The 25,156-nt window shown below is 64.3% G+C and carries 26 protein-coding genes; 11 read left to right on the top strand and 15 right to left on the bottom strand.

The genetic code is table 11. The features are described from left to right. Window positions 1–132: 132 nt before the first annotated feature. Complete coding sequence (locus ACW5W4_RS10765) at window positions 133–282, bottom strand: hypothetical protein (protein WP_427261308.1); 150 nt, start codon at window positions 280–282, stop codon at window positions 133–135. Between the two features lie 631 nt (window positions 283–913). Here ACW5W4_RS10765 and ACW5W4_RS10760 point away from each other — a divergent pair. From ACW5W4_RS10760 to ACW5W4_RS10720, 9 genes are all read left to right on the top strand, one after another. After that, window positions 914–3,043 carry a hypothetical protein gene (locus ACW5W4_RS10760; protein ID WP_456689352.1) on the top strand — a complete coding sequence of 710 codons (2,130 nt, stop codon included), beginning with the start codon at window positions 914–916 and terminating at the stop codon, window positions 3,041–3,043. Between the two features lie 2 nt (window positions 3,044–3,045). After that, the gene (locus ACW5W4_RS10755) at window positions 3,046–3,756 is read left to right on the top strand and encodes a DUF3142 domain-containing protein (RefSeq protein ID WP_456689351.1); all 711 of its coding nucleotides are present in this window, start codon (window positions 3,046–3,048) and stop codon (window positions 3,754–3,756) included. Between the two features lie 98 nt (window positions 3,757–3,854). After that, a complete protein-coding gene (locus ACW5W4_RS10750; RefSeq protein WP_456689350.1) occupies window positions 3,855–4,118 on the top strand; it encodes a hypothetical protein in 264 nt (87 codons plus the stop codon). Between the two features lie 89 nt (window positions 4,119–4,207). Continuing rightward, window positions 4,208–5,023 carry a 23S rRNA pseudouridine(2457) synthase RluE gene (gene rluE, locus ACW5W4_RS10745; RefSeq protein WP_456689349.1) on the top strand — a complete coding sequence of 272 codons (816 nt, stop codon included), beginning with the start codon at window positions 4,208–4,210 and terminating at the stop codon, window positions 5,021–5,023. A gap of 277 nt (window positions 5,024–5,300) precedes the next feature. Further along, window positions 5,301–5,774 (top strand): NUDIX hydrolase, encoded by a 474-nt coding sequence (locus tag ACW5W4_RS10740; RefSeq protein ID WP_456689348.1) that lies wholly within the window; start codon window positions 5,301–5,303, stop codon window positions 5,772–5,774. Between the two features lie 182 nt (window positions 5,775–5,956). After that, entirely contained in the window at window positions 5,957–7,063 is a 1,107-nt protein-coding gene (mnmA, locus tag ACW5W4_RS10735) for a tRNA 2-thiouridine(34) synthase MnmA (RefSeq protein ID WP_456689347.1), read from the top strand. A gap of 238 nt (window positions 7,064–7,301) precedes the next feature. Further along, window positions 7,302–7,913 carry a high frequency lysogenization protein HflD gene (gene hflD, locus ACW5W4_RS10730; RefSeq protein ID WP_456689346.1) on the top strand — a complete coding sequence of 204 codons (612 nt, stop codon included), beginning with the start codon at window positions 7,302–7,304 and terminating at the stop codon, window positions 7,911–7,913. A gap of 72 nt (window positions 7,914–7,985) precedes the next feature. Then, window positions 7,986–9,356, top strand: a complete 1,371-nt coding sequence (gene purB / locus ACW5W4_RS10725; RefSeq protein WP_456689345.1) for an adenylosuccinate lyase — start codon at window positions 7,986–7,988, stop codon at window positions 9,354–9,356. A 127-nt stretch (window positions 9,357–9,483) separates the two neighbouring features. Next, window positions 9,484–10,617 carry a ribosomal protein uL16 3-hydroxylase gene (locus tag ACW5W4_RS10720; RefSeq protein ID WP_456689344.1) on the top strand — a complete coding sequence of 378 codons (1,134 nt, stop codon included), beginning with the start codon at window positions 9,484–9,486 and terminating at the stop codon, window positions 10,615–10,617. Window positions 10,618–10,677: 60 nt separating this feature from the next. Here the strand turns inward: ACW5W4_RS10720 and ACW5W4_RS10715 are convergent, their stop codons facing one another. From ACW5W4_RS10715 to ACW5W4_RS10695, 5 genes are all read right to left on the bottom strand, one after another. Next, complete coding sequence (locus ACW5W4_RS10715; RefSeq protein WP_408797353.1) at window positions 10,678–11,187, bottom strand: GNAT family N-acetyltransferase; 510 nt, start codon at window positions 11,185–11,187, stop codon at window positions 10,678–10,680. Between the two features lie 124 nt (window positions 11,188–11,311). After that, window positions 11,312–12,322 carry a GNAT family N-acetyltransferase gene (locus ACW5W4_RS10710; protein ID WP_456689343.1) on the bottom strand — a complete coding sequence of 337 codons (1,011 nt, stop codon included), beginning with the start codon at window positions 12,320–12,322 and terminating at the stop codon, window positions 11,312–11,314. Window positions 12,323–12,328: 6 nt separating this feature from the next. Next, window positions 12,329–12,967, bottom strand: coding sequence for a pyridoxamine 5'-phosphate oxidase (pdxH, locus tag ACW5W4_RS10705; protein ID WP_456689342.1), 639 nt, complete (start codon window positions 12,965–12,967; stop codon window positions 12,329–12,331). 228 nt (window positions 12,968–13,195) lie between these two features. Beyond that, complete coding sequence (locus ACW5W4_RS10700; RefSeq protein WP_456689341.1) at window positions 13,196–13,567, bottom strand: hypothetical protein; 372 nt, start codon at window positions 13,565–13,567, stop codon at window positions 13,196–13,198. Beyond that, window positions 13,564–15,576, bottom strand: a complete 2,013-nt coding sequence (locus ACW5W4_RS10695) for a reprolysin-like metallopeptidase (RefSeq protein WP_456689340.1) — start codon at window positions 15,574–15,576, stop codon at window positions 13,564–13,566. The genes ACW5W4_RS10700 and ACW5W4_RS10695 overlap by 4 nt, the downstream gene beginning before the upstream one ends. Window positions 15,577–15,754: 178 nt before the next feature. Between ACW5W4_RS10695 and ACW5W4_RS10690 the strand changes: the two genes are divergently transcribed. After that, window positions 15,755–16,966 (top strand): RsmB/NOP family class I SAM-dependent RNA methyltransferase, encoded by a 1,212-nt coding sequence (locus ACW5W4_RS10690; protein ID WP_456689339.1) that lies wholly within the window; start codon window positions 15,755–15,757, stop codon window positions 16,964–16,966. 141 nt (window positions 16,967–17,107) lie between these two features. Here ACW5W4_RS10690 and ACW5W4_RS10685 read toward each other — a convergent pair whose 3' ends face one another. Next, window positions 17,108–17,452, bottom strand: a complete 345-nt coding sequence (locus ACW5W4_RS10685; RefSeq protein ID WP_408797359.1) for a Grx4 family monothiol glutaredoxin — start codon at window positions 17,450–17,452, stop codon at window positions 17,108–17,110. Between the two features lie 307 nt (window positions 17,453–17,759). Here ACW5W4_RS10685 and sodB point away from each other — a divergent pair, with 307 nt between their 5' ends. After that, window positions 17,760–18,344, top strand: coding sequence for a superoxide dismutase [Fe] (sodB, locus tag ACW5W4_RS10680; protein ID WP_041993924.1), 585 nt, complete (start codon window positions 17,760–17,762; stop codon window positions 18,342–18,344). A gap of 119 nt (window positions 18,345–18,463) precedes the next feature. Here the strand turns inward: sodB and ACW5W4_RS10675 are convergent, their stop codons facing one another. From ACW5W4_RS10675 to ACW5W4_RS10640, 8 genes are all read right to left on the bottom strand, one after another. Then, window positions 18,464–19,288 (bottom strand): MlaA family lipoprotein, encoded by an 825-nt coding sequence (locus ACW5W4_RS10675; RefSeq protein WP_456689338.1) that lies wholly within the window; start codon window positions 19,286–19,288, stop codon window positions 18,464–18,466. Between the two features lie 84 nt (window positions 19,289–19,372). Beyond that, a complete protein-coding gene (gene ccmI, locus ACW5W4_RS10670) occupies window positions 19,373–20,620 on the bottom strand; it encodes a c-type cytochrome biogenesis protein CcmI (RefSeq protein ID WP_456689337.1) in 1,248 nt (415 codons plus the stop codon). Further along, the gene (locus tag ACW5W4_RS10665; RefSeq protein ID WP_456689336.1) at window positions 20,617–21,099 is read right to left on the bottom strand and encodes a cytochrome c-type biogenesis protein; all 483 of its coding nucleotides are present in this window, start codon (window positions 21,097–21,099) and stop codon (window positions 20,617–20,619) included. The genes ccmI and ACW5W4_RS10665 overlap by 4 nt, the downstream gene beginning before the upstream one ends. After that, window positions 21,096–21,626, bottom strand: coding sequence for a DsbE family thiol:disulfide interchange protein (locus ACW5W4_RS10660; protein ID WP_456689335.1), 531 nt, complete (start codon window positions 21,624–21,626; stop codon window positions 21,096–21,098). Before ACW5W4_RS10660 ends, ACW5W4_RS10665 begins: the two co-directional genes overlap by 4 nt. Beyond that, window positions 21,623–23,578 (bottom strand): heme lyase CcmF/NrfE family subunit, encoded by a 1,956-nt coding sequence (locus ACW5W4_RS10655; protein WP_456689334.1) that lies wholly within the window; start codon window positions 23,576–23,578, stop codon window positions 21,623–21,625. The genes ACW5W4_RS10660 and ACW5W4_RS10655 overlap by 4 nt, the downstream gene beginning before the upstream one ends. Before the next feature lie 55 nt (window positions 23,579–23,633). Then, window positions 23,634–24,128, bottom strand: coding sequence for a cytochrome c maturation protein CcmE (gene ccmE / locus ACW5W4_RS10650; RefSeq protein ID WP_408797365.1), 495 nt, complete (start codon window positions 24,126–24,128; stop codon window positions 23,634–23,636). A gap of 46 nt (window positions 24,129–24,174) precedes the next feature. Further along, window positions 24,175–24,381: a heme exporter protein CcmD gene (gene ccmD / locus ACW5W4_RS10645; protein ID WP_456689333.1), complete on the bottom strand. Its 207-nt coding sequence runs from the start codon at window positions 24,379–24,381 to the stop codon at window positions 24,175–24,177. A 1-nt stretch (window position 24,382) separates the two neighbouring features. Further along, a complete protein-coding gene (locus tag ACW5W4_RS10640; protein ID WP_408797369.1) occupies window positions 24,383–25,123 on the bottom strand; it encodes a heme ABC transporter permease in 741 nt (246 codons plus the stop codon). Window positions 25,124–25,156 lie beyond the last annotated feature (33 nt).

Genomic DNA, 25,156 nt, shown 5'->3' with positions numbered 1-25,156 from the left:
CTCAGCGATAGAGCGTTCTCCTGGCGTCAAGATCCCATGCTCTGCGCCTTGAAAAAAACCACCGCCCCGAGTCGGGGCGGTGGTTTCTCTTATCTGCTCAACCGATGACCATCATGACATGGTCGTCGGGGGCTAGTGTTCTGCCGCTTCCGGCTGGGGGGCTTCGGTGCGTTCCCGCTGCAGCTCATCGACCCTGGCTTGCCACTTGTCATGGGCCTGCTTTTGCCCCTGTGACTCAAATTCCTGGCGCATGGTGTCGATTTGTTGGTCAAGTTTTTCCATCAGGATGTCTCCTTACATCTCGGGTTACACACTGGCTGACGGCTCTGCCCATATCAATGAAGCTGGCCAACCTACTCCCCCGATTGGACACCGAACCTTCCTCTATTGTCCAACTAAATAAACGATTGATTATGCAAAAACCAATCTAAAAAATGAACAAAAGCCTCTTATGAAACCCTATTTTTCATCCCTGAATCACACCAGGGTAAGGACTAATATTCCATATTTATCAATACATTAATCATAATTCATTCAGTTGCCTGCCCCGCCCTCTCAGCGGCCTCTGGCTATGCACATTTTTTTCACGCAGCACCTCTCTGACATCCATGGCCAACCCACGAAGAGGCGCATTAAACATCGAATTAACGGATGGAAAATTAGAATATTAATCAATAAAACAGATGTATTGCGACCAAAAAACGCTCTTGCATGGCGCCATGCCATCTCATGGATCACGGCTCCCCTCGCCAAGGGAGAGCCTGCCTCCCCATCCCGGGAGACGCGCCGGTTCTGGTGGCCAATAGGTTGTCGATTGCGACCCTATCTCGTACCATGACCGACCATTGCGACTCACCTCTGTGGCCTGTTCTGCAAGGAGTAGCCAATCGACACCGTATGGATACCGCCTCCGATGAAAATCCTGATCTATGGCACTGCGCTGGCCGCCGCCCTTGCCGCTGTGCCGGCCCTCGCCTCCGGCGACGGGGATGGCTGCCGCTTCTGGCTCACCGAGTGCCCGCTGCCCGCCTACCCGCTCTATCTCAACGACAACGACACCAAGGGCAATCTGCTGATGCGGCTCGCCGAGCGGCAGCGGCTTCCCCTCCCCTTCACCCTGCCGGCGGATCCGGTCAACGAGCGGGACAAGCCGCTCTTCTCCCTGATGCGCCTCCCCCAGCCAGAGGAGGTGGAAGACCCGGCGCTGCGCGAGCAGCTGGGCAGCCGGCTGGCCGCCCATGCTCCGTCTCTCCCCCCGCTGCTCGAGCCCTACGCGGGCCGCGACTCCCTCTATGGGCACGCCATCTCCAACTCGCTCTCCTCGGTCGGCGCGTTTCTGGACGCCCTCGAGCAGAGCGAGGTAACCCCACAGCAGCGGGTGCCCCTGCTGCGCATGCGCCTGCTGATCCTCGGTCGGCAGGCCATCCCGCAGGAGGACGGGGTCGAGATGGGCGCCGCCGCCCGGGAGTGGCGCGACTATCTGCAGGCCGCCCAACACTTCTACGACGGCCGGTTTGACGAGACCCGCGCGGCTTTTACCGCCTTGCAGCAAGCCAGGGCCCCCTGGGTGGCCGAGAGCGCCACCTACATGGTGATGCGCACTGAGATCAACCTGGCGATGAAGGAGGCAAAGGACGAATACGGTGGCGAGGATGTGAGCAAGAGCGACAAGGTCGCCCTTCGCCGCGCCATGACCCAGGGCCGGGCCTATCTGGCGGCCTACCCGCAGGGGCGCTACGCCAGCTCGACCGAGGGGCTGTTCAGGCGCATCCAGTGGATGTCGGGGGACTGGTCTGCGCTGCGCGATGCCTACGCCGAAGCCATGGCCTCCACCCGCAGCCTGCCGGTGCTGGAGGCCCTGGTGAACGAGATCGATCTCGCCCTGCTCAGTGCCGACGCCTATCGAAACGCCCCCGTCTACCAGGATAAAACCCAACCGGACCTGCTGTTTGCCAACGCACTGCGTGGCCTCAGAACCAGCGATGACCAGAAACGCCATTGGAGTGATGAGCGGCTCGATGCCGCCATCACACAGTTGCATGAAGCGGGTAACACGCAAGAGGCCACCTATCTGCACGCCTACGCCCTGCTCCTGAACAAGGAGTTTGAGCAGGTGCTGACCCTGCTGCCGGCGTTGCCGGAGCCGGATGGTTCGACCCTCGCCTTCAGCCGCCAGATCCTGCGGATCTGGGCCTGGCAGGGCATGAAGGCCTCTGACAAGGCCGAGCAGGCCTTGCTGGCGCTGGGGGCGTCCCCCCTTGGCAAGGCCCAGCAGGCGTTCGTGGAGAACCTGCTGGCGGATCACTGGGTGCGCACCGGCAACACGGCGGCCATCTTCCAGCCGGGCAGCCCCATCACCCAGTTGCGCATCCGCACCGCCGTGCTCAAACAAGCGGCCGATCCCGCCCTCTTGCGCCAGCAGGTCAGGCAGGGCCCGAGCGCGGCGGAGCGCCAGATTGCGCTCCATACCCTGCTGGTGCGGGATCTCATCGCCAGCGACGCTGCCACCTTCTTGCAGGATCTGGCCCTCATTCCCGCCGATCACAAGGAGGTCGCCCCGCCCGCCGACGCCCCCTGGCAGCCCGTGCCCAACGGGGATGTGCGCCTCTCGGCGTTCCAGTGGAGCGGGGAAGGGACGCCCCAGGGCTACCACTGCCGGGATCTGGCCCAGACCCTTGGCACCCTGGTGCAGCGCCCCGAGGATGGCCATGCCCTCAACTGCCTGGGGGAGTACCTGCGCAATCGGGATCCCCATATCGACCCGTGGCAGGATAGCGAGATGATCTGGGGGCTGGCGCCAGAGGAGAGCGTCACGGCACCGAGCCGGCTCGCCCTCTATCAGGCCGTGATGGCCAACCCCAAGGCGGAGCCCGAGGATAAGAGCTATGCCCTCTATCGCGCCATCCAGTGCTATGCCCCCTCCGGCTACAACGGCTGCGACAGCCAGGAGATCCCCAAGGGCACCCGGCAGGCCTGGTTCAATACCCTCAAGCAGCGCCATGGCAACTCGGTGTGGGCCAGATCCCTCAAATACTACTGGTGAGCATGAGCAGACCCCCTGAACGCGCTCTGCTGGCGCTGCTGCTGGCGACCCTGGCCACCCCCCTTGAAGCCGGGGTTGATGCCAGCGCCTATCAGGCATTCTGGCTCTGGTCCGCCACCCGCCCCCAGCCGGTCCTGGCGCAGGCGAGCACCCTCTATCTGCATCAGGGGGAGATATTGGGCAGGCCCGCCGGCCCCCGCTTCGTCAAGCTGGGGCGGGCCCCCTCCCCCATCAGGGCAGAGCAGCTCTGGCTGGTGGTGCGCGTCAATGCGCTGCCCCTCACCCCGGATCACGAGAAGGTGCTGGTGCACCTGTATGAGGCGTGGCGCCGGGTGGGCGCCGGGGTGACGGGGATCCAGATAGACCTCGATGCGGCCACCCATCGACTCGATCGGTACGCCGACGCCTTGCAGCGCCTCAGGCTGGTGTTGCCTGCCGGGTGCAAGCTCAGCGTGACGGGGCTGCTGGACTGGGCGAAAACGGGGGACCTGGCAGAGCTCAATCGCCTGCCGGTGGACGAGCTGGTGATCCAGACCTATCAGGGCAAACACACTGTGCCTGGCTATCAGGCCTATCTGCCCGCCATGCTCCAACTCAGCCTCCCCTTCAAGGTGGGGCTGGTGCAGGATGGCGACTGGGATCCCGCCTGGCAGGCAACACTGGCCGCCTCCCCCCACTACCGGGGGGAGGTGGTCTTTTTGCTCAATCCGTGACATGGGGCCCCCTCACAGCGGGTGGATGTCCTCTATCTGGGGATTGAGAGCCAAGCGGAGAAGACTATGATGGCCGCCCATCCACAGCGGGTCTCATCATGACAACAGAGCGCACCACCCAACCCCTAAGCGAAATTCATCGCTGCGACCAATGCGGCGAGCGCACCCGCCATCTCGTGGTGCTGGTGGCCCGCGATCACACTCAAGACATCATGCCCAAGGAGCCGCGCAAGGCCTTCTGGCAAGCCTTTCTTGCCAGCAGCATCACCCACTGGGCATTCGGTGACACGCTGGCTCACCAGGCCCCCCATGTAAGGCACCTGATTTGCGAGCGCTGCGGCGAGAAGTTTCTCGAATATTGAGCCCTGATCCCAGTGAGGCGGGTGTTATCTCCTCCATGGCCCATGGGCCTGCGCCCCTGTGGTACACTCCGCCATCCCCTGTTTTTGGTATGCACGCGATGAAACCTGATCGTCCCCGCCTCTCCCTCTCTGGCCGCACAGCAAAACATGAGCCCCAGCGGGCCGGCAGCCAGCCCTCCCTCGGCGGCAAACCGGCAGTGGCTCCGGCAGATCGCAGGCTCTTGCTGCTCAACAAGCCCTATATGGTGCTGTGCCAGTTCACCGACGAAGGGGGGCGCGAGACCCTCAAGGATTACATCACCGAGCCCGGCATCTATGCCGCCGGCCGCCTCGACCGCGACAGCGAGGGACTCTTGCTGCTCACCAACGACGGTCAGCTGCAGGCACGCCTCACCCAGCCGGGGGAGAAGACCCCCAAGACCTACTGGGTGCAGGTGGAAGGGATCCCCGATGAAGCGAAGCTGGCGGCCCTGCGCGCCGGGGTGGCGCTCAACGACGGCATGACCCTGCCCGCCGGGGCGCGCATCATGGATGAACCTGCACTGTGGCCACGCAACCCGCCCATTCGGATGCGCAAGGCGATCCCCACCTGTTGGCTGGAGATAAAAATCGTGGAGGGGCGCAACCGCCAGGTGCGGCGCATGACCGCCCATATCGGTCACCCCACCTTGCGCCTCATCCGCTACGCCATCGGCGACTGGACCCTGGATGGTCTGGCGCCGGGGGAGAGCCGCGCCCTGACCAGCCAGGAGATGCCCTCCCCCCCTCGCCCGGGGAGAGCCTCGCCAAGCAAGGCGCCAGCCAGGAGAGCAGCCCGCACCGGGGCGAGCGACAAGAGCGGTAGCGGGGCGGGCGGCAAGGGATCCGGGCGCGCCAGCGCCCGCCGCCCGGCCCGCAAGATCTGAACCCGGGCATGACAACGGGGGCCCTGGCGATGGCGGGGCCATGGCGAAAAAGGGGCGCGGCGCATCTCTGGCCAAGGCGTTATCGCGGCCTGCCCCTTGCCTGAATCCATTCGGGCACGCCAACATGGGAAAGCGACGGCAAGGGCGCCCTCGGATCCCAGGTGACGATAGGCCGGATGGCAGGCCGCGGGTGACAAGCCGGGCCTAACCCCCGATTATCGAAGCGAACTCAACTAACCCCCGGCACCGCGTTGTGCCCATCAGCAGGAGCCTTGTTATGGACCACCACTATCTGCCCGCCCGCCTCACGGTCGCCGCCCTGGTGCACTGGCAGGGACGCTTCCTGCTGGTCGAGGAAGAGATCCGCGGCGAGCGGCGCTTCAACCAGCCCGCCGGTCATGTGGAAGCAGGGGAGACCCTGATGGAGGCGGCCCGGCGCGAACTCAAAGAAGAGACGGGGCTTTGCGCCGCCCCTAACGCCTGGCTCGGCAACTATCTGTTCAAACCCGCCGACAGCGAGGCCACCTTCCTGCGCACCGCCCTGGTGTTCGATCTGACCGAGGCGCCAGGCCAGCACCTGCCCGAGGATCCCGACGGCGACGTGCTCGCCTGCCACTGGTTCACCCTGGCCGAGATAGCAGAGCGTCGCCCGGCCCTGCGCAGCCCGTTGGTGTGGCAGTGCATCCAGGACTATCTGGCGGGTACCCGGTTGCCGCTGTCGGCGCTCCAGGCCTTCATCCAGGGCAGCTAGCCCCTGGCCCGGGGCGTTGGCAAGGGTCAGCCCTGCCGTTCTTGCCCGCCCCCTTGCCGACGATCGAGGCAAACGATTACCGCGAAGGCGCGACCATGGCGCGGGACAAATGTGATATGTGACCGGGGCGACGAAACTCTGTTAGAATACGCCCCGTTTAAACGAAATGGTAACGACACTCAATGACAGATAACAGCCAAATCAAGGTGATCGTCGGCATGTCCGGCGGTGTGGACTCTTCCGTCTCGGCCTACCTGCTCCAGCAGCAGGGCTATCAGGTCGAAGGCTTGTTCATGAAGAACTGGGAAGAGGACGACACGGACGAGTATTGCTCTGCCGCCCAGGATTTGGCTGACGCCCAGGCGGTCTGTGACAAGCTGGGGATGAAACTCCACACCATCAACTTCGCCGCCGAATACTGGGACAACGTGTTCGAACACTTCCTGGCAGAGTACAAGGCGGGGCGCACGCCGAACCCGGATATCCTGTGCAACAAGGAGATCAAGTTCAAGGCGTTCCTGGAGTTTGCCGCCGAGGAGCTGGGGGCCAGCTACATCGCCACCGGTCACTATGTGCGCCGTGACGACAGCACGGGCCGCCCGCACCTGCTGCGCGGTCTCGACAACAACAAGGATCAGAGCTACTTCCTCTATACCCTGAGCGAAGCCCAGGTGGGTCAGAGCCTGTTCCCGGTCGGGGATCTGGAAAAACCCGAGGTGCGCCGCATCGCCGAGCAGCTCGACCTCATCACCGCCAAGAAGAAGGACTCCACCGGTATCTGCTTCATCGGCGAGCGCAAGTTCAAGGACTTCCTGGCGAAGTTCCTGCCCGCCCAGCCCGGCCCCATCGAAACCGTGGACGGCAAGGTCATCGGCGAGCATCAGGGCCTGATGTATCACACCCTGGGCCAGCGCAAGGGCCTTGGCATCGGCGGCATGAAGGATGCGACCGAAGAGGCCTGGTACGTGGTGGACAAGGAGGTGGAGCGCAATACCCTGGTGGTGGCGCAAGGGGATCACCCCCGCCTCTACTCCGACGGCCTGATCGCGAGCCAGCTGCACTGGGTGGATCGCACCCCCATCCGCGAGCCGCGCCGCGTCACCGTCAAGACCCGCTACCGCCAGCAGGATATCCCCTGCCTGATCCAGCCCATCGACGATCTGACCATACGCGTCATCTTCGACGAGAAGCAGGCTGCGGTGACCCCGGGCCAGTCCGCCGTCTTCTACGACGGGGAAGTGTGCCTGGGCGGCGGCATCATAGAGCAGCGTTTCAGCCATCCGGTTTGAATCCTTAACAGAAGGCAGCAGACGTGAGCGACAAATTCCAGGGCCGGATCAGGGCCTGCCACGGCATCGGCCGGTGAAAAAACAAAACAGGGCTGTGAAGCTATGGCCGACAAATTCCAGGCCGGGTCACGGCATCGGCCGGTGAAAAAACAGAACAGGGCTGTGAAGCTATGGCCGACAAATTCCAGGCCGGGTCATGGCATCGGCCGGTGAATGAACAGAACAGGGCTGTGAAGATATGAGCGACAAATTTCAAGACAGAACCATGGCCTTTGCCGGCATCTGCCAGGCGGCCTATCTGGTGCAGAAGGTGGCCCGGGATGGCAGCTGTGACGAGGCCGCCCTGCGCGAGAGCCTGCAAAGCATATTGGTGACCGACCCCAAACAGCCCCTGGAAGTGTTCGGCAGCCACCTGGCCATTCGTGACGGCTACCGCGCCCTGGTGGAGCAGCTGGGGGCCGACGGCAGCCAGAAGAATGCCGAGCTGACCCGCTACGTGGTGAGCCTGATTGCACTGGAGCGCAAGCTGGCCAAGCGCAAGGACATCCTCAACATGCTGGGGGAGCGCATCGGTCAGATCGCTCGCCAGCAACAGCATTTCGATCTGCTGGACGAGCAGATCCTGGCCAACATGGCGAGCATCTACAGCGATCTCATCAGCCCCATAGGGCCGCGCATCCAGGTGGCGGGCACGCCGCTGTTCCTGCAGCAACCCCTGGTACAGCACAAGGTGCGCGCCCTGCTGCTGGCGGGCATCCGCGCCGCCGTGCTCTGGCGCCAACTGGGTGGCAGCCGCACCCAGATAATTTGCCCCCCCAATATGTGGGTGGACCTGCCCATACTTTTTTAATGTCCCGCACCCCCCCCCCCCCCCGGGGGTGAGCCGATGCTAACCCCCCACACACATCAGGAGTTCACCCCCATGGAGTTGTCAGCGCTGACTGCCGTATCCCCGATCGATGGTCGCTACGGCGACAAGGCCGATGCCTTGCGTCCTATCTTCTCTGAGTTCGGTCTGCTGCGTTTTCGCGTCGAGGTAGAAGTGCGCTGGTTGCAGAAACTGGCCAGCCACGCCGGGATCCCGGAAGTCCCGGCCCTGAGTGCCCAGGCCAATGCCCTGCTCGACGAGATCGTCAGCGGCTTCAGCGAGGCGGATGCCGCGCGCATCAAGGCCATCGAGCGCACCACCAACCATGATGTGAAAGCGGTGGAGTACTTCCTGAAAGAAAAAGTGGAAGTGACCCCTGAGCTGGCCGCCGTCAGCGAATTCATCCACTTCGCCTGCACCTCGGAAGACATCAACAACAACTCCCACGGCCTGATGCTGAAAACCGCCCGGGACCAGGTGATCAAGCCTTACTGCGACAAGCTCATCGGCGAACTCAAGCGTCTGGCCGCCGAGTACCGCGACATGCCTCTGCTGTCGCGCACCCACGGCCAGCCGGCCACCCCGAGCACCATGGGCAAGGAGATGGCCAACGTCGCCTACCGTCTGGAGCGCCAGCTCAAGCAGATCATGGCGGTGGAGATCCTCGGCAAGATCAACGGCGCCGTCGGCAACTACAACGCCCACCTCAGCGCCTATCCGGCCGTGGACTGGCACCAGTTCTCCGAGGAGTTCGTCACCTCCCTCGGCCTGACCTGGAACCCCTACACCACCCAGATCGAGCCCCACGACTACATCGCCGAGCTGTTCGACGCCCTGGCCCGCTTCAACACCATCCTCATCGACTTCGACCGCGACGTCTGGGGCTACATCTCCCTGGGCCACTTCAAGCAGCGCACCATCGCCGGCGAAATCGGCTCCTCCACCATGCCCCACAAGGTCAACCCCATCGACTTCGAGAACTCCGAAGGCAACCTGGGGTTGGCCAACGCCGTGTTCCAGCACCTGGCGAGCAAACTGCCCATCTCCCGCTGGCAGCGTGATCTCACCGACTCGACCGTGCTGCGCAACCTGGGTGTGGCGGTGGGTTACTCCCTGATTGCCTATCAGGCGACCCTGAAGGGCATCTCCAAGCTGGAAGCCAACGCGGACGCCATGGCCGCCGATCTGGACGCCAACTGGGAAGTGCTGGCCGAGCCCATACAGACCGTGATGCGCCGCTACGGCATCGAGAAGCCCTACGAGAAGCTCAAAGAGCTGACCCGTGGCCGCCGCGTCGACGCCGAAGGCATGCGCACCTTTATCGACACGCTGGCACTGCCCGAGGACGTGAAGGTGGAGCTCAAGAAGCTGACCCCGGCCAACTACATCGGCGACGCCCAGCGTCTGGTGGATCTGCTGAAATAAGCCGATAACCTGATACACGGGGGCCCTGTGCAGCTGTTGCCACAGGGCCCCCGCTCTTTTCAAGCACCCGACAGGCCTTGCCCAAGCCCGCCTTGGGCAAGCCCTCTCACAAGATACGAGAAGCACCATGTACCAACTCAATCTGGATATCGCTCACTTCCTCGAGCACTACTGGCAGAAGCGCCCGCTCCTCATCAAGGGGGGCTTCAAAGACTTTCAGGATCCCATCAGCCCGGACGAGCTGGCGGGGCTGGCCATGGAGGAGGTGATCGAATCGCGCCTCGTCACCCGCTTCAACAACCAGTGGGAGGCGTCCCACGGCCCCTTCGAATCTTACGATCACCTGGGGGAGGAGAACTGGACCGTGCTGGTGCAGGCCTGCAACCACTGGGCCCCCGAGGTGCACGAGCTGGCGCTGCCGTTCCAGTTCATTCCGGGCTGGCGCTTTGACGATGTGATGGTGAGCTTCTCCACCCCCCACGGCGGCGTCGGCCCCCATATCGACAACTACGACGTCTTCATCACCCAGGGCCAGGGCAAGCGCCACTGGCGGGTCGGCGATGCCAAGCCCCTCGGCGAGTTCGCCGCCCACGCCGCCCTGCTGCACTGCGAGCCGTTCGAGGCGATTATCGACGCCATCATGGAGCCGGGCGACATCCTCTACATCCCGCCCGGATTCCCCCACGAGGGCTACGCCATCGAGCCCTCCCTCAACTTCTCGGTGGGCTTTCGCGCCCCGGATGCCAAGGCGCTCATCTCCTCCTTTGCCGATCACCTGATCGACAACGATCTGCGCACCGAGCGTTACGGCGACCCGGACCTCCAGCCCCGCGCCCGTCACGGCGAGATCCAGCCCCATGAGCTGCACCGCCTGCGGGAATTGATGCAGCAGGCCCTGGATGACGAGACCCTGTTCAAGGAGTGGTTCGGCACCATGATCTCCGAGGCCAAGCACGATCTGGACGTGAGCCCCATGGAGCCCGACTACGGCGCCGACGAGGTGGCCGATCTGCTGAGTCAGGGCGAGCCCGCCATCAAGGTGCCGGGGCTGCGCAGCGTCTGGTTCAGCGGCGAGAGCCGCACCTGCTACATCGACGGCGAGGCCTGGACTCTGCCGAGCGAGGATGCGGCCGCCATTTCCCTCTTGTGCGACAAGGACATGATCACCCAGGCCGACATGGTGGAACTGGCCGATCAGGCGGGCTTCCTGCAACTGCTGACCCGCCTCATCAACCGCGGCTACTGGTTCTTCGGCGACTGATCCCTGCCGGATGACAGAGACGAAAAAGGCGCCTGATGGCGCCTTTTTCATGGGCCAGGATCAGGCCTCTTCCGGCATCTCGTCAAACAGCGGATGGTAGAGTACCTCCCCCTGCAGGCCCGCCAGGCCTCCCGCTTGCAGCTCCATGGCCATAAAGTGCTCACTCGGCACCTCATAGCAGCAGTGCAGACCGAACTCGCTGGCGGGACGAAAGCCGAACCGGCCGTAGTAGGCGGGATCGCCGAGCACCACCACCGCCTTCCAGTCCATCTCCAGCGCCGTGTCCAGTCCCTCGCGGATAAGCTCCGAGCCTATGCCCTGGCCCTGCCAGTCGGGATGCACCGCGACCGGGGCCAGGCCCAGCCAGGGGCCCTCCTGCCCGTTGATGGTGACGGGACTGAGCAGCAGGTGGCCCATGAACTCATAGTCCTCCTCCTCCACCTGGGTCACCACGGCGGCGCCACACTCGCGCAGGCGATTGACCAGCTCGGCCTCATCGTGACGGCCAAAGGCGGCACTCACCAGTTCATAGACCGGCAGCATGTCGCCGGGGCGCTCGGTTCTCAGCATAAGACAGACTCCTGATACAACTTGCCGCCATTATTCCATATAACCGTCGCGGCGCCGGCACGGCTTTGTCGAGAAATGGGAGCCTCGCCCCAGGAAAACGATTGAGCGCCATGGACGCCGCGCCTCAGCCCTGGCTCCCGGGGGCGGCCAGCCGCCAGTGGCGCACCAGGCAATCGGGGCGAGACGCCAGGGCGCTCACCCCCAGATCCACCATGCCCAGCTTGGCCATCACCCGGCCCGAGGCCAGATTGGCCGTCATGTGACAGCCGTTGATCTCGGGCAAGCGGGCGCGGCCAAAGGCAAAGTCGCGCACCAGTCGGGCGGCCCGGGTCGCCAGCCCCCGATGTTGCCAGGGCTGCCCCACCCACCAGGCCAGGCTGCCATCCCGGCCGAGGGAGAGGGTACCCACCGCCTCCTCGCCTCCTTCGTCATCCAGGGTGATGGCCCAGCTCCAGCCCTGCCCCAGGGCCTGCCTGCGCCAGCACAGACGCAGCCAGTCCAGGGCCCCCTCATCGGGGTAGGGGTGGGGGATGTTGAGGGTATACCGGCTCAGGGCGGCGTCCCGGCAATAGCGGCGGATCCAGATCTCGTCCCCGGGCAGCAGGGGGCGCAGCGTCAAGCACGCTGACGAGGCAAGGCTCGGGGGTGACGGGGGAGAAGTGGTGACTTCATTTGGGGTCGGCGTGAGCGAAGCGCTCACTTCGCTCAGGGTAGGGATGGTCAGGCGCTTGGCCAGCAACCGGGTCAGGGCCGGCCCCAGAGGGTCCCCTGGCGCCAGATCCTGATCCCCAGCGCCCGGCCCCAAGGTCAGCAGCCCCAGCTCCCGAGCCAGTACCTGCAAGGAGAGGGAGCCGCTCAACAGGATCTGCCGGTTCGGCGGCTGCGCCTCCAGGGCATGGGGGGCCGGGGCCAGCCAGTCGGCCAAGAGCTGGCTGGCCTCGAGCCAGCCATCTGGCTCACCACCTGGGGGGATGGCAGGGCCCTCTCTGTCTGGGCGACCCAGCAGCCACCAGCCATGGCCAGCCTGGCGCCAGCGGGCCAGCACCGGCAGCCAGTGGGGGGCGAGCAGCTCGCCATCGAGCAGCAGGCGCAGGGGAGAGAGCCTTGGCCAGGCGGCGGCCTTGTGAGCGGTCACTTGGCCTCAGGGCGCCAGTCTGTCTATCTGCCAGCCTGCCCCTTCTCGCCGATAGAGGAAGCGGTCATGGAGCCTGTGCTCGCCCCCCTGCCAGAACTCCACCGTGTCGATCACCACCCGGTAACCGCCCCAGAAGCTCGGCAGCGGCACCTCGCCATTGGCAAACTTCTGCTTGAGCTCGAGAAACTTGGCCTCCAGCACGCCACGGGCACTGATGCGGGACGATTGCTGGGAGACCCAGGCCGCTATCTGGCTATCCTTGGGGCGGCTGTGGAAGTAGCGCATCACCTCGAGGGAGCCCAGCTTCTCCACCCGGCCCGTCACATGCACCTGCCTGTCGAGCATGTGCCAGGGGAAGAGCAGGCTGATGCGAGGGTTGCCCGCCAGCTGGCTCGCCTTGCGGCTGCCCATGTTGGTGTAAAACAGCATGCCGGCGTCGTCGAAGTGCTTGAGCAGCACGGTGCGCTGCCAGGGCTGCCCCTCGCCATCGACGGTCGCCACCACCATGGCGGTGGGATCGGAGAGCCTGGCCTCGCAGGCCTGCCCCAGCCACTTCTCGAACAGGGCCAGAGGTTCAGCGGGCAGATCCGCCCGGTGCAGCCCCCCCTTGATGTACTCACGGCGCAGATCGGCAACATCCATCATCTTGTTTTTCCTTCTTTATTTTTCCCATTCCCCGCCCCCATGGCGACGGGCATGTTCTGGCTGGCATTGTGCGACGAGCCCGCCCTCGCCACAAGCCTCAACTGCGAGGGGAGGCCCAGGGCCCCCCCTCGCAGCAGCCACCCGTGGCGGCGTCACTCCCTCTCATCGGCCGGGCAGATGAGTCGGCCGCTGACTGGCCTCTTTCTCCAGCGGCGCGCCATGACGGCCTTATTTCCCCTCATCGGGCGGACAGTGGCCGAGCATCTGGCGGTTGTACTCGGCGGCGAACTCGGTCAGCGCCTGCTGCCTGGCCTCTTCCCCCGGCCTGACCATGTCCACCAGCCCCGTCAGATAGCGTATGCCGCAGCGGGCCTTGGCGGCCTGCTGCTGCTCCGCCGCGATGCCCGGCGCCATCTGGCCCCGTCCGGCCCGGATGATGAGGCGGTGATCGCCCCGAGCCAGGTGCTCGTCCAGAGCCTGGGTCAGATCCGGCACGACGACCTCTGGCACCGTCATATCAGGCTGGGCAACCCCCTGGGAGCTGGCATCGGCCTGGCAACCGGCGAGCAGGAGGAGCCCCAGGGGCCAGAGGGCCCTCATCGGGGCCCCCAACGCCGGGCGGCGCCCCCCAGGGCGAGCAGCAGCAACAGCCAGGGGCTAGCACTGCCGCCGCCACCGCCGCCCCCATCCCCGCTCGAATCGACGATGGGCGTCGTCGGCGTGACCGGCTGGCTGACGCTGCCTATGGTGCTGCCGCTGCCCGCCAGCCGCAGCCTGGGGCTCATGGAGAAGAAGATGTTGTCGCTGCAGCTCAGCTTCAGTCGTCCCTGATCCGAGGCGGGCAGGGTGGGCAACAGCAGAGTGGCGGCGCCGCTGTTGGCGATGCCGCTCGCCAGCAGGCTCCAGGATTGGCCATCGTCGGCGCTCAGCGCCACGTCCACCTTGCCACAGGAGATGGGGGCAAACTGGCTGCCCGCCACCTGCCAGGCGATGGCCAGGGACTGCTGCTCCGCCAGGGTGCCATCCAGGGGGGCGGTCAGCCTGAAGCCTGAGCCGGTGTTGACCACCTGCACCTGCATCTCGTCACTGGCGACCCCGCCCTTGCCGTCGCGGGCCGTCAGGCGAAAGTTCAGGGTGCGGTTGGTGGTCGGCCAGGCTTCCCCCTTGGCCAGGGTGCCGCTCTGAAGGGAACTCAGGCTGGGCAGGAGCCGCTGGCTCGAGGAGCCGGGCGCCACGAAGGGGAAGATGGGACGGCTGCCGTCATCGACCATGGTGGCCAGGCTGCTGGAGGCGGTGCCCAGATCGATCTGCTCCCAGTTGTAGGTCAGGCTGTCGCCATCGAGATCCGAGCCGCCGCCGCTGAGCAGGAAGGGGGTGTTGGCCGGGATCACGTAGTCCTTGCCCGCCGCAACCTGGGGCGCATTGTTGCTCAGCGCCTCCCCCGTGCCGCAGTTGGGGTAACGGGCCATGTGGGCCCGCATCTGCTCGATGGACTTGCTGTGGAAATAGGCCAGGCTGCGACTGCCCAGGCTCTCCTCCCCGCACAGACCGGCATAGCCCATGATGGAGCTGCCGCTGCCCGGCTCCCAGGCCTGGCTGGCGCTGCGGCTGCCGCTGCCGCAATCCCCCGTGGTGCCGTTGAAGGTGTGCTCGGCCCCCAGCTGATGTCCGAGCTCGTGGGAGACATAGTCGATGAAGAAGGCATCCCCCACGGGATCCGAGGCCCCCGTCACCCCCTGGGATTTGAAGCTGGAGAGACACAGGCTGCCCACCACGGCCTGGCCCCCTCCCCCTGTGTTGAGCACATGGCCGATATCGAACGCAGTGCCCCCCAGGGCCCCCGCCTGCACGTTCTGGTTCTCGGTCATGTCGCTGCTGTCATTGCTGAAGGGGTCGGTGGCGGGATCCGTATAGATGATGAGGTCGTTGTTGGGAATGAGCTGGAAGTTCACCCCCAGATCCCGTTGGTAGACCTCGTTGACCCGATTGAGCAGGGTGGCGATGGCCGCCAGGGCGCCGGCCTTGGTGCCGTTGTGATACTGGGTGTACTCCCCCGTGGCCGAGATGGCGATGACATAGCGCCTGCGCTCGTTGCCGCTCACCAGCACGGCCCGGGCGGCGGCCAGGGGCTGACCCAGCACCTCGTCGGCCTGCTGATCCAGCGGAGTCAGGGCGTCGCGCTGATCGTACACCACATAGCCGAGCCCATCGGCCAGGGGATCGACGAAGATGAGCCGATCCTGATGGCGGAACATGCCGTGAAAGCCGAGGGGCCCCAGCTCGAAGCGGCCGGTATCGCGCCCATCCTGCAGGCTCTGGCCGCTGAAGGTGAGGATCTCGGGATACCTGGCCGCCAGCGCCGCCGGCAGCAGATCATTGGCCGTCAGGGTGAAACCGACCTCGCCCCCCTCCGGCAGGGGCAGCATCAGGGTGCGGGCGCCATCGGCCAGCGCCGTCAGCTGGCCGCCGACCTCCTCAACCTGGCGAAAGGCCCGGGCCCGCACCTGCACGCCGGCGTCCTCCTGGCCCCTGGCCGCCAGGGTATTCCAATGGGGCGTCGACTGGGCCCACGCCTGGCCACAAAACAGGGGTATGCATAACAGAAGCATTCGCATCGACATCATCTGGATATCCTTATCGTCTGTGCCCTGGGCGAGCGCCAAAGGCGGCTGCGCCGACAAATAACGGGATCATGGCCGTTTATCAGGGGTGCGGCAAGCACCGCGGTTGCGCCAATCTGGTCTAACCCCTATCATTGCGCGGATTTCTTCGGCCAAGGTTAATCTCATGCTCAAGTCCCCACTGTTGCCCCGTTTCGGGGATCTGGTTGATGCCATTCTTGACGACGTACTGACCCAGGGACTCACCCTGGACAGAGCCTACGCCCGTCATTTCTCCGGCATCGAACTCAAACCCCAAGAACAGGCAAGGATTGCCCTGGTCACCGGCGATCTGCTGCGTCGCCTCAGCCTCTACTGCAACCTGTCCGGCATTCAGGTGCGGCAGGCGGCGAAGAACGTCTGGCCGCTGCTGCTGGCCTGGCATGCGTTTCACAAGATTAGTATGCCCAACCACCCCAGTCTGGATCGCTTCAATGAAGAGGCATTTCGTCGCCGTCTGACCGAGGCCAAGAAGAATCCTGTGCTGATGGATGGCTGCCCCAGCTGGCTGGAGAAGCTGGGCAGCGAGCAGCTGGGGGACGCCTGGCCTGCCGAGCGCGCCGCCCTGGCCTGGATGCCCAAGCGCTACCTGAGGGTCAACACCCTCAAGTGCACCCGGGAGCAGTTGCAGGCCGCCCTGGCCAAGGAGCAGGTCAGCACCATCCCGGTCGAGGGAGTGGCGTCCGCCCTGCAGGTCACCTCCGATGCCGCCCTGTTTCGCACCAAGGCCTTCGCCGATGGCTGGTTCGAGCAGCAGGATGCCGGCTCCCAGCTGGTGGCCGCGGCCCTCGACGTCAAGCCCGGGATGCGGGTCATCGACGCCTGCGCCGGTGCCGGCGGCAAGACGCTGCACATCAGCGCCCTGATGGAGGGCAAGGGTCGCCTGCTCGCCATGGACGTGGAAGAGTGGAAGCTGGAGAACCTCAAGCAGCGCGCCCGCCGCGCCGGGGCCCACAACGTGGAGACCCGGGTCATCACCAGCAGCAAGACGGTCAAGCGCCTGAAAGAGAGTGCGGATCGGGTGCTGCTGGACGTGCCCTGCTCAGGCCTCGGCGTGCTCAAGCGCAACCCGGATGCCAAGTGGCGCGACACCGCCGAGCGACTGCCCGTGCTGATGGCGCTGCAAGAAGAGATACTGCAACGCTACAGCCAGATGACCAAGGTCGGCGGCATGCTGGTCTATGCCACCTGCTCCATACTGCCGGCGGAAAACCGTCAGCAGGTAGACAAGTTCCTCGCCGCCAACGAGCACTTCCGCCTGCTGGATGACCATAACGTCAGCCCGAGCCAGACCGGCTTCGACGGCTTCTACATGGCCCGCCTGGAGCGCATCGCCTGATGCCTGAGCCTGAGCCTGAGCCTGAGCCTGAGCCCAGGGCAGCACAAGCCGCAAAAAAGGAGGGGAGCCACTGGCTCCCCTCCTTTTTTATGCTGGCAACATCCACCGCGCCGCGCCCTGAGGCCGCGCAAGGGATCCACCTTATTCGGCGGCGGCGTCGTCCTGCTTGTGCTTCGCCGCTACTTCCTTGATCAGGGTCTGCAGCTCGCCCGCCTGGAACATCTCGATCATGATGTCACAGCCGCCGACCAGCTCACCTTCGACCCACAGCTGGGGGAAGGTCGGCCAGTTGGCAAACTTGGGCAGCTCGGCGCGGATGTCCGGGTTCTGCAAGATGTCCACATAGGCGAAGGGCTCGCCGCAGGACATCATGGCCTGGGAGGCCTGGGCAGAGAAACCGCAGCTCGGAAGCTTGGGGGACCCTTTCATGTAGAGAATGATGGGGTTCTCGGCCAGCTGCTGTTTAATCTTTTCAATAGTTTCCATAGGTGCCTCACTAGAGCGATTTCGGCGCTCATTCTACTGCAAAGTCCGCCGACCACAAACCGGCAAACCGCAAAGCCGCTGTTTATCTCTTCCTCAATACCGGACGGCTTGATCTCGATCATGGCAAGAATCAAGAGTTGTGACGCCATCTTTGATGCTGTTACAATCGTTCGGCCCATTGGGCGCCCGTCCTGGCCATGCGAGGACGCTTGCCCAATCACGTAAAATGATGCTTTTCGCCTGAGAAAAGCCGATGCAATGTCTTGCAACCGTCGCTTTCGCACGGCCAGCCAATGGAGAGTAGAAAATGGCTTTCGAACTTCCCGCTCTGCCCTACGCAATCAATGCTCTGGAACCGCACATCTCCCAGGAAACCCTGGAATACCACCACGGCAAGCACCACAACACCTATGTGGTCAACCTGAACAACCTGGTGCCGGGTACCGAGTTTGAAGGCAAGTCTCTGGAAGAGATCATCAAGACCTCCACTGGCGGCATCTTCAACAACGCCGCCCAGATCTGGAACCACACCTTCTACTGGCACTGCCTCTCCCCGAACGGTGGCAACGAGCCCACCGGCGCCCTGGCCGACGCCATCGCCAAGCAATTCGGCTCCTTCGCCGAGTTCAAGGATGCGTTCACCAAATCCGCCATCGGCAACTTTGGCTCCAGCTGGACCTGGTTGGTGAAGAAAGCCGACGGCTCCCTGGCCATCGTCAACACCTCCAACGCCGGCTGCCCGCTGACCGAAGCCGGTACCACGCCGCTGCTGACCGTCGACCTGTGGGAGCACGCCTACTACATCGATTTCCGCAACCTGCGTCCCAAGTACATGGAGACCTTCTGGGCTCTGGTCAACTGGGAATTCGTGGCCAAGAACCTGGCTGCCTGAGTCGCCGAGTCTTGCTGACAACACCCCGCACTGCGGGGTGTTTTGTTATGCAAGGCCGCGACCCGAAGATGAAAGAGGCGCCCGCGGGCGCCTCTTTCTCTTTCAGGAAGAAGGGGAAATCACTGGTCGATCTCGTCCAAATAGTCGTCCAGATTGCCTTCATCCTGATCGCCACCGCGGGCGTCGCCCCCCTCGCCGAACGTCGCCTTGCGCCCCTCGACCTTGCTCTGGCCGTATTGCAGGTAGAGGCCCTTGGTGAAGGCGTAGGGGTCGAGCGAGTTGTCCACCACCCGCTCCTGATCGATGAGCTTGGAGCGAGTCCCCACTCCGTCCAGGGCCCAGTGCACCACCTTCATCGGGAAGGTCAGCAGGGCATAGGGGAAGTAGAGGGTGTCGATGGTGTCACCAATCAAGTCCCGGGTGGTGGTCGGGCCATAGATGGGGAACATCAGATAGCCCCCCTCCCCGATGTCGGCGCGGCCGATGAGGGTACTCATCTCCAGCATGTTGCGCTCCAGCCCCAGGTGTTTTGCCACGTCGAAGATGCCGAGCAGGCCGATCGTGGTGTTGAGGGTGAAGCGGCCCAGGTTGGTGCCGGCGCCGGGCAGATCGCCGCTGATCAGGTGGTTGACCATGCTGCTCGGCTCATCGAAGTTGTTGACGAAGTTGTCTACCCCCTCCTTGACGCTGTCCGGCACATAATCCGCATAGCTGTGGATCACGGGACGGGCGACATAGGGTTCCAGCACGTCGAAGTTGACCGCCCACATGGCGCGGTTGACGCCCTGGAAGGGATCCTGGGGATCATCGGCCGTGCTGGTGGCCCCGGGGGCGCTGTGATTGCTGAGCCCCAGATCCAGGCTCTCTGGGCCCGGTTTGGGAGGTCCGCCGGCACAGCCACCGAGCAGCAGTGCCAGAACCCAGGCTCCAAATCGTATTTGCATACTGATTTACCTTGAGAAAATCACTTTGAACAGTGTGATGATTATAAGCGGCTCGGCCCCATGGGGGCCGAGCAAAGATGACTATTAGAGGGCGCGATCGATACGGATGTCAATCGGCACTGTCGGAATTGTCGCTGTTGATACCGGGATCGATAAACCTTCGAACGCCCCCTCCTTGTTCATGACGTTGCCCCCCTCGGAGAGGCGCGCCTTGAACTGCAGCTCAGGGTTGGCCTCGAGCTTGCTGCCCTCGATCATGGCATCCCCATCCCCGAGGGAGAGGGTGAGCGGCAGCCTGGGATCCTGGATGCGTTTGACCGCGATCGGCATGGGTGAGCCATTGGGCACCACGGCAAACACGAACAGATAGGGATCCTTGGGCATCTGGATGCCGGGCGCCAGGGTGATGTGCAGGGGATACTCCCCCGCCTTCACCGCCGGGGCAGCTTCATCCTGAGCACGGGTCGCACTCGGCGCACGCTTGGCCAGCTGCTGCTGCGCATATTCGATGGAGCGCTGGATCATCACCTCCCGGTTCGATCCCTTCTCCATCAGGGGCAGCATGGCCTGCCAGCGGGCGATGGCCGTCTCGAAGTCCTCTTTTTGCAGCGCCATGAAGGCATAGGTGGAGCGCGCCTCCAGATCCTGGGGATCGCTGGCGATGGCCTGCCGGAGCAGGGTATCGGCCTTGTCCTCGTCGCCGCTCATCATCAGCGCCTGGGCATAGGGTACCGTCACCAGGCGTCTGTCCGGCGCCATCTTGTAGGCGCGCTCGAGGGCGCCGAGGGCGGTGTCGGGGTCGCTGCCATCCAGAGCCAGACGCCCCAGCAGCAGCCAGCCGCGGTAATCATCGGGCTCTTCGGCCAGCCGGGTTCGCAGCCCCAGCATGAAGTCCTGCAGATCCTGCTCGGTCACCTCGCTGTCCCGCTCGATCAGGATGCGGTTGCTGAGCTCGGGCAGGCGGGCACTGACCGACTGCCAGTGCTGCACCTCCTGCCAGGCACCGAGCTTGGCGTAGAGCCCGAGACTCACCACCACCAATACCAGGACGCCGGGGATCCAGAGCAGGCTGCGCCCGGCGCGGGCGGTCTGCTCCACATCCGGGATGTCGTCGAGCAGGCTGCGCTGCAGCTCCACCAGGGATTCCGCCTCCTCGGCCAGGATCCCCTGCTCGCGCTCCTCGCCGATTTCCAGCACCCGCTGGCGATAGAGCGCCTTGTTGAGGGCGGAACGGCTGATGGTGTGATGGCTGCCCGTCCGCAGCAGCGGCAGGGCCAGGGTCAGGCTCACCAGTGCCAGCAAGGCAATGATGGCAATCCAGAATGCGGTCATGGTTTTTCTTCCTCTTTGAGCAGCGCCGTCAGACGGTTGCGCTCCTCCTCACTCAATTCTTGCGGGGCGGCCTGTCTGGCGCTCGGCGCCTTGCGGGCCCGCGCCAGCATCACCCCGAAGCCGATCACTATCACCCCGAGCGGACCCAGCCAGAGGATCAGGGTGGAGGCCATCATGGGCGGATCATAGAGGATGAAGTTGCCGTAGCGCGCCACCATGTAATCGATGACCTCCTGCTTCTCCTTGCCCTGATGCACCATCTGGTAGGTCTTGTCCCGCAGATCCTTGGCCAGACCCGCATTGGAGTCGGCGATGTCCTGGTTCTGGCACTTGGGACAGCGCAGCTCGCGGGTCAGCTCGCGAAAGGTCTGCTCCTGCTGTTCATTGTCGAACTGGTAGACGTCGATGGCCGCCCGGCCCAGGGCAGGGCTGAGCAGCGCCAGGGTCAGCAGCAGGCGAGTCAGGGTGGATAGCGTCATTTCATCGCCTCATAGATGGGCCTGAGGGTGGACTGCCACACCTGGGGGTTGACGTCCCCCACGTGGCGATAGCGAATGATGCCCTGGCTGTCGATGAAGAAGGTCTCGGGGGCGCCGTAGACGCCGAGATCCAGCCCCAGCATGCCGTCCGGATCGTAGAGGTTGACCTGGTAGGGGTCCCCCAGCTCGGCGAGCCATTTCAGGGCCTTGTCGCGCTCGTCCTTGTAGTTCATGCCGACGATGGCCACCCCCTGCCCCGCCAGCTCCTTGAGATAGGTGTGCTCGGCGTAACAGGTGGGGCACCAGGTGGCCCAGACGTTGAGCAGCATGGGGCGCCCCTTGAACAGCTTGCTGTCATGCTGCTTGTCGAGATCCTGCAGATCCTGCAGGGTGAACAGGGGCACCTCCTTGCCGACCATCACGGACTCGAGCTTGCGGGGGTCGGAATAGAGCCCCTTGAACAGAAACAGGGCCCCCAGCATGAAGATGATGAAGGGGATCAGAAACAACCAGGTCTTCTTGCTCATGGCTTGGCCTCCTCCTCACGACGGCCGAAACGATAGCGCTTGTCCAGCATGGCGAGCACGCCGCCGATGGCCATGAAGACGCCGCCAAACCAGATCCAGCGCACGAACGGCTTGTAGTAGATGCGCACCGCCCAGGCCCCGTTGTCCAAGGGCTCGCCGAGCGCCGCATAGAGATCCCGGGTGAGGCCGGCATCGATGGCCGCCTCCGTCATCGGCATGCGGCTGACGATATAGTTGCGCTTCTCCGGCTTGAGCAGGGCTACCTGCTTGCCGTCGCGATGGACCTCCAATATGCCCTTGAAGCCTTCGTAGTTGGGGCCGTTCTTCTCCTGGATGCCGGCGAAGACGAACTCGTAATCGGCAAACTGCACCCTGTCCCCGGCCTGCATGCGCAGATCCTTCTCGATGCTGTAGTTCTGGGTGCAGGCGATGCCGATGATGCTGACCGCCAGCCCCACGTGGCCCAGGATCATGGCCCAGTGGCTGTTGCCAAGGCGGCGCACCCCGGTGGCGAAACCGTGCTTGTGGGTGGCCCGCACCCAGGTCTCCTGGATGCTGGTGATGATGATCCAGGCGCCGAGGCCAATGCCGAGCGCAGCCCAGGGCTTGAATGCCTCGGCGAAGAGCCAGGGCAGCAGCAGGGCGGCGGCCAGGCTCAGCACCAGGGCGAGGATCACCTTGCCCTTGAGCTCCCCCAGGGCCTGACGGCGCCAGCGAAACAGCGGGCCCAGCCCCAGCAGGGCGGCGAACGGAATGATGAGCCAGCTGTAGATATGGTTGAAGAAGGGGGTGCCGATGGAGATGCTGCCCAGCCCCAGCTCCTTGTGCACCAGGGGCAGCAGGGTGCCCAGCAGCACGGCGAGCAGGCCCGCCACCAGCAGTATGTTGTTGCCAAGGAGCAGGGTCTCCCGGCTCCACAGCTCGTGCTTGCCGTGGCTCTTGACCTGGGAGCCCTTGAAGGCGAACAGCAGCAAGGAGCTGCCTATCACCGCCAGCAGGAAGCCCAGGATGAAGAGGCCCCGGGTCGGATCCGAGGCAAAGGCGTGGACCGAGACCAGCACCCCGGAGCGCACCAGGAAGGTGCCGAGCAGGCTCAGGGAAAACGCAGAGAGCGCCAGCAGCACTGTCCAGGCCTTGAAGGTGGCCCGCTTCTCGCTCACCGCCAGGGAGTGGAGCAGGGCCGTGCCCGCCAGCCAGGGCATGAAGGAGGCGTTTTCCACCGGATCCCAGAACCACCAGCCACCCCAGCCGAGTTCGTAATAGGCCCACCAGGAGCCGAGCACTATGCCCAGGGTCAGGAAGACCCAGGCCGCCATGGTCCAGGGTCTGGACCAGCGCGCCCAGGTGGCATCGAGCCTGCCCGTCATCAGGGAGGCGATGGCGAAGGCGAAGGCCACCGAGAAACCTACATAGCCCATATAGAGCATGGGGGGGTGGAAGATGAGACCGGGATCCTGCAGCAGGGGGTTGAGGTCACGGCCATCCACCGGGAAGTACGGCAGGGTGCGGGTGAAGGGATCCGAGGTGAACAGCACGAAGGCGGTGAAGCCCACCGCGATGAGGCCGAGCACCCCCAGCACCCGCGCCACCGCATCGAGCGGCAGGCTGCGGCTGAACAGGGCCACGGCTGCGGTCCAGCCCCCCAGGGTCAGCACCCAGAGCAGCAATGAGCCCTCATGGGCGCCCCACACCGCCGAGATCCGGTACGCCAGCGGCAACAGGCTGTTGGAGTTGCCGGCCACATACTGCACGGTGAAGTCGTTGTCGATGAAGGCCCAGGTCAGGCAGAGGAAGGAGAGCAGCAGCAGCAGAAACTGGGCATAGGCGAGCGGACGGGCCGCCTGCATCATGCCAATGCGTCCCCACTTGGCGCCAATCAAGGGGTAGCTGCCGAGCAGCAGCGAGGTGGCGAAGGCCAGGATCAGGGAGAACTGACCCAGTTCCGGGATCATTGACTATTTCCTTTCGATGGCAGGGTGAAACGAGGCAAGCACTGGGCCGACGGGATCATGACTTGCTCCCCTGCAACTGCGCCTCTGTGTATTCCGGTTTGTAGTGCTGCATCCCCTTGAGGGCATCGGCCACCTCCGGCGGCATATAGTTCTCGTCGTGCTTGGCCAGCACCTCGAACGCCGCCACCGTCCTGGCGTCCTCCAGGGTGCCCTGGGCCACTATGCCCTGCCCCTCGCGAAACAGATCCGGCAGTATGCCGTCATAGGTGACGGTGACCCGCTCGCCGCTGGCGTCGATGAGATCGAAGGCGACCCGCAGGCTCTGGGCGTCCCGCTTGACCGAGCCCGGCACCACCATGCCGCCGATGCGCAGTCGCTGCCCCTCCTCGGGTTTGACCTTGTCCGGCCCCTTGCCCTGCACCAGCTCCCCCGGGGTGTAGAAGAGGTCAATGTTCTGGCTCAGGGCATAGAGCATCAGGCCGATGGCGGCGGCAATGCCGGTGCTGATGGCCAGTATGATGGTCAGACGCTTCTTGCGGCGCGGGTTCATAACAGGATCTCCGTCGAAGATGAGGCGGGGAAAGGGGCCGGGAGGCTCACAGGGTATTCTCCATCTGCCGGGCCGCCTGGCGGCGGGACTCGCGAGCCTGCTTGTTGCGCAGCGCCTCCAGCAGGCTGCGCCGCTTGAGGCGCGTGCTCACTATGATGCCGATGAGGCTGAACCAGGAGAGGCCGAAGGAGAGCCAGACATAGAAGCCGTAACCGCCCATGGCCAGAAAATCGCTCAAAGAAGAGAAGTGCATGTCATTGCTCCCGCTCGGCCAGGGCCTTGACCCAGGGTCTGTGCCACTCGCGCATGATCAACTCGTTGCGAAAACGCATCAGGGTCAGGGCGCCGAGGAAGGTGGCGAACGCCACTATCATCACCAGCAGGGGCCAGAGCATGCTGGGGGCGATGGAGGGCTTGGCCAGCTTGGTGATGCTGGCGCCCTGATGCAGGGTGTTCCACCACTCCACCGAGTAGTGGATGATGGGCAGATTGATGACGCCGACCAGGGCCAGGATAGCGGCGGCGCGGCCCGCCACCACCTTGTCGCTGAAGGCGTTGTAGAGGGCGATGACCCCCAGGTAGAGAAACAGCAGTATGAGTTCCGAGGTGAGCCTGGCATCCCATACCCACCAGGCGCCCCACATGGGCTTGCCCCAGGCGGCGCCGGTGAGCAGGGCGATGAAGGTGAACACGGCGCCGACCGGGGCGATGGCGGCCACCGTCATGTCCGCCATGCGCAGTTGCCACACCATGCCGATGAAGGCGGCGATGGCCATGGTGGAGTAGGCCCCCATGGAGAGGATGGCGGCGGGCACATGGAGATAGATGATCCGGAAGGAGTCACCCTGCTGATAGTCGGCGGGGGCGAAGGCCAGCCCCCAGACGGTGCCTATGATGAAGGCGAGCAGGCTGATCACGGCAAACCAGGGCAGTAGCCGACCGGCCAGGCGATAGGCCTGCTCCGGCTTGGCGTAGGGGTGCAACCATTTCCACATAGCTCACAAAACCTTTCTGTTATTGATATCGTC

The sequence above is a fragment of the Aeromonas crassostreae genome (assembly GCF_054052445.1).
This window is presented reverse-complemented; position numbering and strand designations above follow the sequence as displayed.

Bases quoted from the DNA above. Each gene is read 5' to 3' on its own strand.
- ACW5W4_RS10765 (WP_427261308.1), bottom strand. From the start codon at position 282: ATGGAAAAACTTGACCAACAAATCGACACCATGCGCCAGGAATTTGAG.
- ACW5W4_RS10760 (WP_456689352.1), top strand. From the start codon at position 914: ATGAAAATCCTGATCTATGGCACTGCGCTGGCCGCCGCCCTTGCCGCT.
- ACW5W4_RS10755 (WP_456689351.1), top strand. From the start codon at position 3,046: ATGAGCAGACCCCCTGAACGCGCTCTGCTGGCGCTGCTGCTGGCGACC.
- ACW5W4_RS10750 (WP_456689350.1), top strand. From the start codon at position 3,855: ATGACAACAGAGCGCACCACCCAACCCCTAAGCGAAATTCATCGCTGC.
- rluE (WP_456689349.1), top strand. From the start codon at position 4,208: ATGCACGCGATGAAACCTGATCGTCCCCGCCTCTCCCTCTCTGGCCGC.
- ACW5W4_RS10740 (WP_456689348.1), top strand. From the start codon at position 5,301: ATGGACCACCACTATCTGCCCGCCCGCCTCACGGTCGCCGCCCTGGTG.
- mnmA (WP_456689347.1), top strand. From the start codon at position 5,957: ATGACAGATAACAGCCAAATCAAGGTGATCGTCGGCATGTCCGGCGGT.
- hflD (WP_456689346.1), top strand. From the start codon at position 7,302: ATGAGCGACAAATTTCAAGACAGAACCATGGCCTTTGCCGGCATCTGC.
- purB (WP_456689345.1), top strand. From the start codon at position 7,986: ATGGAGTTGTCAGCGCTGACTGCCGTATCCCCGATCGATGGTCGCTAC.
- ACW5W4_RS10720 (WP_456689344.1), top strand. From the start codon at position 9,484: ATGTACCAACTCAATCTGGATATCGCTCACTTCCTCGAGCACTACTGG.
- ACW5W4_RS10715 (WP_408797353.1), bottom strand. From the start codon at position 11,187: ATGCTGAGAACCGAGCGCCCCGGCGACATGCTGCCGGTCTATGAACTG.
- pdxH (WP_456689342.1), bottom strand. From the start codon at position 12,967: ATGATGGATGTTGCCGATCTGCGCCGTGAGTACATCAAGGGGGGGCTG.
- ACW5W4_RS10700 (WP_456689341.1), bottom strand. From the start codon at position 13,567: ATGAGGGCCCTCTGGCCCCTGGGGCTCCTCCTGCTCGCCGGTTGCCAG.
- ACW5W4_RS10695 (WP_456689340.1), bottom strand. From the start codon at position 15,576: ATGCTTCTGTTATGCATACCCCTGTTTTGTGGCCAGGCGTGGGCCCAG.
- ACW5W4_RS10690 (WP_456689339.1), top strand. From the start codon at position 15,755: ATGCTCAAGTCCCCACTGTTGCCCCGTTTCGGGGATCTGGTTGATGCC.
- ACW5W4_RS10685 (WP_408797359.1), bottom strand. From the start codon at position 17,452: ATGGAAACTATTGAAAAGATTAAACAGCAGCTGGCCGAGAACCCCATC.
- sodB (WP_041993924.1), top strand. From the start codon at position 17,760: ATGGCTTTCGAACTTCCCGCTCTGCCCTACGCAATCAATGCTCTGGAA.
- ACW5W4_RS10675 (WP_456689338.1), bottom strand. From the start codon at position 19,288: ATGCAAATACGATTTGGAGCCTGGGTTCTGGCACTGCTGCTCGGTGGC.
- ccmI (WP_456689337.1), bottom strand. From the start codon at position 20,620: ATGACCGCATTCTGGATTGCCATCATTGCCTTGCTGGCACTGGTGAGC.
- ACW5W4_RS10665 (WP_456689336.1), bottom strand. From the start codon at position 21,099: ATGACGCTATCCACCCTGACTCGCCTGCTGCTGACCCTGGCGCTGCTC.
- ACW5W4_RS10660 (WP_456689335.1), bottom strand. From the start codon at position 21,626: ATGAGCAAGAAGACCTGGTTGTTTCTGATCCCCTTCATCATCTTCATG.
- ACW5W4_RS10655 (WP_456689334.1), bottom strand. From the start codon at position 23,578: ATGATCCCGGAACTGGGTCAGTTCTCCCTGATCCTGGCCTTCGCCACC.
- ccmE (WP_408797365.1), bottom strand. From the start codon at position 24,128: ATGAACCCGCGCCGCAAGAAGCGTCTGACCATCATACTGGCCATCAGC.
- ccmD (WP_456689333.1), bottom strand. From the start codon at position 24,381: ATGCACTTCTCTTCTTTGAGCGATTTTCTGGCCATGGGCGGTTACGGC.
- ACW5W4_RS10640 (WP_408797369.1), bottom strand. From the start codon at position 25,123: ATGTGGAAATGGTTGCACCCCTACGCCAAGCCGGAGCAGGCCTATCGC.